The 7,504-nt window shown below is 71.0% G+C and carries 4 protein-coding genes; all 4 read left to right on the top strand.

Annotated features, from left to right (window positions below):
- A partial coding sequence (locus tag ABZ281_RS29390) for a response regulator transcription factor (protein WP_356660305.1) occupies nucleotides 1-431 on the top strand: 431 nt, incomplete at its 5' end.
- Nucleotides 428-1,906, top strand: coding sequence for a HAMP domain-containing sensor histidine kinase (locus ABZ281_RS29385; protein WP_356660303.1), 1,479 nt, complete (start codon nucleotides 428-430; stop codon nucleotides 1,904-1,906). The genes ABZ281_RS29390 and ABZ281_RS29385, both read left to right, overlap by 4 nt.
- A gap of 132 nt (nucleotides 1,907-2,038) precedes the next feature.
- The gene (locus tag ABZ281_RS29380; RefSeq protein ID WP_356660301.1) at nucleotides 2,039-2,887 is read left to right on the top strand and encodes a hypothetical protein; all 849 of its coding nucleotides are present in this window, start codon (nucleotides 2,039-2,041) and stop codon (nucleotides 2,885-2,887) included.
- Nucleotides 2,884-7,504, top strand: a 4,621-nt coding sequence (locus tag ABZ281_RS29375; protein WP_356660299.1) for an NACHT domain-containing protein, incomplete at its 3' end; no start/stop codon positions are given. The genes ABZ281_RS29380 and ABZ281_RS29375, both read left to right, overlap by 4 nt.

Genomic DNA, 7,504 nt, shown 5'->3' with positions numbered 1-7,504 from the left:
CGGGCGCCGACGACTACCTGGTCAAGCCCTTCGAACTCGACGAACTCTTCGCCCGCATCCGCGCGCTGCTGCGCCGCAGCTCCTACGCGGCGGCCGTGGGCGCGGCCGACCCGGCCGACGAGGACGCGCTCACCTTCGCCGACCTGCGCATGGACCTCGCGACGCGGGAGGTCACGCGGAGCGGGCGCCAGGTGGAGCTGACCCGCACGGAGTTCACGCTCCTGGAGATGTTCATGGCCCACCCGCGCCAGGTCCTCACCCGCGAGCAGATCCTCAAGGCTGTCTGGGGATTCGACTTCGAGCCGTCGTCGAACTCCCTCGACGTGTACGTCATGTACCTGCGCCGCAAGACCGAGGCGGGCGGCGAGCCGCGCCTCGTCCACACGGTGCGGGGTGTCGGCTACGTCCTGCGGCAGGGCGGCGCGGAGTGAGTTCCCGGACGCACGGCATCGTACGGCGCTTCCGCTCCCTGCCGATCCGCTCCCGACTGGCGCTGCTGGTGGCGGCGGCGGTGGCGTTCGCGGTGGCGGCGGTGTCGGTGACGTGCTGGTTCATCGTGCAGGGGAAGTTGTACGACCAGGTCAACGGTGACTTGAAGTCGTCGTTCCGGACGTTGCAGGCGGACGACTTCGAGACGTTGACGAAGTCGTGCCCCCAGAAGCCGTCGAACACGCTCGGCGGGGCCCCGCGGCCACAGACCTATGCGCAGGTGGTCCGGGTCGACGGCAAGGTCTGCCTGTTCAGCAGCCTCATGCCCCAGGTGAAGGTCACCGGCGGCGACAAGGCCGTGGCGAAGGACCCCGACCCGACCGTCGTCCGGCTGCGCAACGGCACGGACAGCGACGGCAACCCGGTGCGGGTGCTGACCACGGCGGTCGTCGTGAAGAACGGCCCGTTCCAGCAGGGCGTGGCCGCCGACTACGCGCTGGTCATCGCCGTGCCCCTCAAGGGAACGGAGTCCACCCTCAACGAACTGGCGCTGATCCTGCTGCTGGTCTCGGGGGTCGGGGTGATGGGCGCCGGGGCGGCCGGTCTCACCGTGGCGAGGGCGGGCCTGCGACCGGTCGACAAACTCACCGAGGCCGTCGAGCACGTGGCCCGCACGGAGGATCTCGACGTCCGCATCCCGGTCGACGACACCAGCGAGGACGAGGTGGCCCGGCTGTCCAGGTCCTTCAACTCGATGACATCGGCCCTGGCCAGCTCCCGTGACCTCCAACAGCAGCTGATCGCGGACGCCGGCCATGAACTCCGCACGCCGCTCACCTCCCTGCGTACCAACATCGAACTCCTCACCCGCAGCGAGGAGACCGGCCGCCCCATCCCCGAGGCGGACCGCAAGGCGCTGCTCGCGTCGGTGAAGGCGCAGATGACGGAGCTGGCCGCCCTCATCGGCGACCTGCAGGAACTGTCCCGCCCGGACACGGGCCAGCACTCGGGCCGGACCCAGATCGTCGCCTGGCACGACACGGTCGACTCGGCGCTGCGCCGGGCGCGGCTGCGGGGCTCGGAGCTCACGATCACGGCGGACGTCCAGCCGTGGTTCGTCCGGGCGGAACCCTCCGCCCTGGAACGGGCGGTGGTCAACGTCCTGGACAACGCGGTGAAGTTCAGTCCGGAGGGCGGCACGATCGAGGTCTGTCTGCTCGAGGGTGTCCTCACGGTCCGCGATCACGGACCGGGCATCCCCGCCGACGAACTCCCCCACGTCTTCGACCGCTTCTGGCGCTCCCCGAGCGCACGGGCGCTGCCGGGTTCGGGCCTGGGTCTGTCGATCGTGGCGCGTACGGTCCAGCAGGCGGGGGGCGAGGTGTCCCTTTCGCCGGCGGAGGGCGGCGGAACGGTGGCGACGGTACGGCTGCCGGGGGCGGCTGTGCCTCCGCCGGAGAATCCGTCCCCGGCCTGACGGACGGGGTGAGGAACCGGCCGTCCGATGCGCGCAGCTCATCCCTCACCCAATTCACCCGAAACGCCGGCTCCGGGGCCGCCTGCTGGTTTACTTGATGCCTGGTCCGAGGGCGGCAGGGGGGAGCCCGTGGTGGCTACGGTGGTCCTGGTGCACGGAATCGGCCAGCAGGTGCTGGGGGAACGGACTCTGCTCGCACAGTGGGTTCCGGCGCTCTCGGACGGGCTGGCCAGGGCCGGGTGCCCGGCCGTTCCGGACACCGCCATGGCCTTCTACGGCGATCTGTTCCGGCCTCCGGCCACGTCGCTGGCCGTGGGTGAACCGTTGTACGGCGCCGCGGATGTGACACCTGGTCAGGAACTGGACCTGCTCACCTCTTGGTGGGCGCACGCCGCCGAGGTCGACGACGGGGTGGCGCCGCCGAGCGGGAACACCCTCGCCCGTACGTCCGAGCGTGCGCAACGCGCGCTGCTGCAGCTTTCCAACAGCCGCTTCTTCGCCAGGCTCAGTGAGCGGAAGGTGGTCGGCGATCTCAAGCAGGTCACCACTTACCTGTCCGACCCCCGGGTCCGGGCGGCGGCCCGTGCGCGGGTGACGGCGCTGGTCGGCCCCGGCACCCGCGCCGTCGTGGCTCACTCACTGGGCTCCGTGGTCGCCTACGAGGCGCTGTGCGCGACTCCCGGCCACGGGGTGCGTGCCCTGGTGACCCTGGGATCACCGCTGGGCATCCCGAACCACATGTTCCACCGCCTCGACCCCGCGCCCAGCGGCTCGCTCGGTGCCTGGCCCGGCGGCGACTTGCTGACGTGGACCAACATCGCGGACTCCGGCGACGTGGTGGCCCTGGTCAAGGACCTGAGACCGTGCTTCGGCGACCGCGTGCGCAATGTGCTGGTGCACAACGGGTCCGACGCCCACTCCGTCATCCCTTACCTGACCGAGAGGAGCACGGGCGCGGCGATCGCGGCGGTGCTGGGATGAACGAGGAGCCGGGGCGCAGGTTCCTCCTCGCCGCGGCGACGCCCCGCTACCCGAGGCAACCCGATTGGGACCGCCCGGAACTGGCCGGGGCCTGCGAGCAGGTCGTGCGCCTGTTCACGCAACGGTTCGGCTACGTACTGGCCGACGACCCGAGGATGGGCCCCACCGCGGCCGAGCTGACGGCCCGCCTGCGCACCTTCTGCCGCCGGGACGACCTGACCCCCGAGGACATGCTGGTCGTCTACATCGGCACCCACGGCGAGGTCCTGAGCAGCGGTGAGCATGTCCTGCTCACCAGCGACACCGACCCCGGCGACCTCGACGACGCCCTGAGCACCGGTGACCTCACCAAGAAGGTCGTCCAGGGCACCAACATCCGCCGCGTCCTGCTGTTGGTCGACACCTGCTACTCCGAGCAGGGCGGGAGCGATTTGGTGGCGCAGGCGGTCGTACGGACCGCGACCGCCTGGGCCCGGGACCTCGGCTCGGCCTTCGGCGTCATCACATCGGCGAAACCCGCTCAGGAAGCGGCCGTCGGCGCGTTCCCCGCGCTCCTGAGCGCAGCGCTCGACGATCTCGACGCCAGCGGCTACAAAGGCCCCGCCTACCAGCCCGATGCCGTCGTCGACGCGATGAACCGCAGTCCCCTGCGCCCCGGCCATCAGGTCATCAGTACCAACTGGGTCGGTCTCACCGGTCTGGTCCCGCCCTTCTTCCCCGTACCGGACCGGCCCATCGTCCCCGCCGTCGACGTCCTGCCACCCGCGGCCTTCCGTACCGTCGCGGAAGGGTATCTGCGCTGGGCGGCCAACGCGTGGCGCTACATCGATCTCGGGGACCTGGGTGCGGAGGCCGGCGAGCAGGATCAGCGACGGGTGCGCAGGCTGCCCATGCGCACCATGTACATCTCGCTTCAGGCCGACGCCCGCACGGCCGACGACCGGGCCCGCTCCGAGGAGTTGCGCCTCCTGGACGCCGCCGAGAACGTCCGGGGCTCCTGGGGCGGCCGGCTGAACGAGATCCTGCGACAGGGCGCGCGGCAGACCGCGGGCTCGGCCTCGGCCGACCCTGACCCGGTAGGCCTGGAGGACGCGTTCGAGCGGGACCGGGTGGTGGTCGTGCTCGGTGATCCCGGCACCGGCAAGACCGTGCTGTGCCAGTGGCTGGGTTCGCAACTGGCCCTGGAGGGGCGGGACGTACTGCTGGGCCGGACGGCCGGTGTACTGCGGATCCCGCTGCGTTTTCGCGCGGCCGACTACGCCGCGCACAACGCGCACCTGTTCGCCGCGGGCGAGGACGCCGAAGACCTGCCCGCCTTCCTCGCCGCGTCATTGCCGGAAGATGCGCTCACCGCCATCGGGTACGGCGCCGCCACCTTGCGTGCCATGTTCACCACGGCGCTGGTGGACGGCAGCGCGGTGATGCTGGTCGACGGCCTCGACGAACTGGTGCGCTATCGCGACGAGGTGGTCCGCTCGATGGACCTATTGGCACGGAAGCACGTCCTCGCCACGGACGGGCCCGCCAAGGTGCTGATCACCAGTCGGGTGGCGGGGTACGACGAGGTGCACCTGGCCATCGACGGCATCGCCCACTACCTCATCCGGCCACTGACGGAATCGCAGATCGAGACGTTCGTGACCCAGTTCTTCACAGAGATCCGGGCCGTGGACGAGATCGCGCCGTTCACCACTCAGTTGCAGTCGGGCAGTCCTGCGGTGCGCAGGCTGGCCCGTACTCCGCTGCTGCTGACCTCGATGTGTTCGTACTGGTACCGCCACCGCGCCCTGCCCGCCACCCGAGCAGGCCTGTACCGCCAACTGTTGCTCGACACCGCCTACCGCTGGCGGCGCTTCCCGGGCATCACCGATCCCGAACTGGACGGTGTGGTGACCAATGAGGACGCGTTCCTGTCGATGCTCTCCCGGGTCGCGTCGTGGATGCTGGACAACGGGGACATCCGTATCCGCGAGGACAAGCTGGTGGAGTTCCTCGACGAGGCCCTGTTCGGCGCCTCCAGGCTGACCGGCGACGGCACCGGCGCCGTCGCCCTGCGGCTGGTCGACCACATCCGGGAGAAGGTCGGTGTGCTCGCCGAGTTCTCCCCCGGCGAGTTCGGCTTCTCGCACCCGACCTTCCGCGAGTACCTGGTCGGCCTGTCCCTGCTCGACGGCGATGTCCCGTTGCCGGACCGCATCACGGAAGTGATCGACGACCCCAGCTGGCGCGAGCCCATCCTGCTGGTGCTGGGCGAAAGCACACCCGAGCAGCGCGACGCTGTGATCGTCCGGGGCGCGGACGCGGACGATCCGGAGCCGTGGCTACGCGTCTTCCTGACCGCTCAACTGGAGGCACCGCTGGGTGAGCAGTACCTGCGCGAGGTATCCGAGCTTCTGAAGCTGGCCGCACAGACCTACGAGGTACTGCGGGCAGCGGGGGAGCCTTACGACCGGCTGGACGACGCCATCGCCGAAGTCCGGGCCCACGTGGGTTCGGGCTTCGACGGGGTGGCGATGGCCGCACTGAAGTCCCCGGGGGCACTCGGCCCGCTCACCGCCCTCTATCTGCGCCGGGAATGGCTCGACGGGTTCGTGACGAGTTGTCTGCTGCTGCACGTGGACGAGGACCCGCCGGAGTGGGGCCACCCTGTGCAACGGGCGCTCGGCCGCGCCGCAGGGCCCGCCCCGACGAGGAAGGTCTCGATTCTCGACGAGTTGTACGTGCCGGAGGACGACGAGAGCGACCAGTGGCGGCAGGCCCTCAAAACCGTGGAACTCGGCAGGGCCGCGTGGGAGCGCGAGCGCAGGCGGGTCGATCAGGCCGACGTGGAGCCGTTGGTCCTGCCGCTGCCGCAGTTGCTCACCGCGGAGTCCGGGCTGTGGGCGCGCTGTCGGCTTGATCCTGCGGTGACGCGCGTGCTGGTGGCCCTGTTCGGTGGGCTCGACCACCGGGACATCCTGCGGTGGACACTCGAGTACGACGACTTCGCCCGACTGCTGAGCAAGCCGGACGCCAAGCGGGCGGCGGAGATCGAACGCCGCGCGTCCGAACTGGTGCCGCGTTTCAAGGCCGACGACCTCGTCTACAACATCGCCGTGTACCTGGACACCACCGGCAAACCCGCTCCCTTGGCCGTCGCCCTCGCCCCGGCGTGGATGACCCGGCCGTGTACTCCGGACATCACGGCGGCGGTGCGGACGTGGCTGCTCACCACCCCGGGGAAAGCGGAAACGCTGCGGGCGGCGCTGCGGGAGGTGACGACCGGCGACGGCACGGCGACCGCCCGCGCCGAAGCCGAGCTCGGGCTGCTCGCACTCGACGGCACCCCGACGAGCGGGAACGCCGCGACCACGCGCGCGCTCGCCCGGGCGGTGGAGTCCGTCGCGGACGCGGTCATCCGCGCGTGCCTGGTCCTCCACGACCAGGTGTGGTCGGCCGAGAACGACCTCGACGATCTCACCCGCACGGCAGGACACCTCGCCCTGTTGCGGCTGCTGCATTCCCTGGGCGCCTGGCCACACGTTCTGACGCTGCGCACACCGGACATGGGGCACCCACTGCAGCAGGCGTCCGCCCTGGCCGAGTTCCTCACCGGCCGTTGGCAGGAGGAGCCTCCCCCACCCGCACCCCTCGACCCCGCGGCGGTCCTGGCGTGGTTGGCGGTACTGCCCGGGCAGTACGGAAAGCCCGGCCTCTTCCGGAAGTCCGTGCTGTCCCGGCTGCGCGTGGTGGATCCGTGGCAACAGCACCCGCTGGCGGCGGCACTCGCGGCACTGCCCGACGGCACGGAGGTCGATGCCGGGGCCGAGGAGGCCGGGCGGCCGATCGGCACGGCGCTCGGCCCCGTTCTCGGCGCCCTCGCCGGCACCCTGCCCGCGGAGGTGCGCATCGCCCTCAAAAACGGTGCTCTGCTGCTGGACGAGCTGCGCCGCATCGATCCGGCGGCGCTGCCCGGCTCACGGTACGCACCGACGCAGGTCCGTGCCGTCACTCTGCTCGACGCGGAAGGCACACGGGAATTGCTGGCTGCCGAACCAGGTGCCGCGGAACAGGCATTGGCCCTGGTCAACCGGGTCACTGGCGACGCAGCCGAGTTGCTGGCGGCAGGACTGGCGCAGACGCCCCTGGACCGGGGCGGGGCTCCCTACGCGCACGACGTCCTGAGACTGCACGACCTGGAGAACCGGCCGTGGAACGAGGACACAGGCGCCGACCTGGTCGATCTCGTGTGCACCGCGAGCGCCGCCACGGCCACGACGGCGCATCTCGTCCTGCTCGGCCCACTGCGGGGGGTCGAACGTGACGACCGCCCGCATCGCCTGTCCGAACGCGGCCTGGACGCATGGTGGGGGATGGCCGCGGCGCTGCGCACCGAGACCCGTCCGCTCCGGCGCGGTCTGCTCCGCCAGGCCCTGTCGCAGTGGGACATCGACGATCCTGGCGCCGTACGAGACGCACTGCGCCGCGCGGCCGAGGAGCCGCACGGGCACCAGACCTGGCTCCTGGCACTGTCCGCTGTGCCGCGCTGGCGACAGGGCGCCCAACGGGTACTCGCGCCGTGGGCGGCCGAGGCCGACGACCGAGAGGACGCGCTTGCCGCGCACCTCGCGGTGGCCC

The sequence above is a fragment of the Streptomyces sp. NPDC006265 genome (genome assembly GCF_040613555.1).
In the GTDB taxonomy this organism is placed as follows: Bacteria; Actinomycetota; Actinomycetes; order Streptomycetales; family Streptomycetaceae; genus Streptomyces.
The sequence above is the reverse complement of the archived record's forward strand: the minus strand, read 5'-3'. Positions and strand labels throughout refer to the sequence as shown.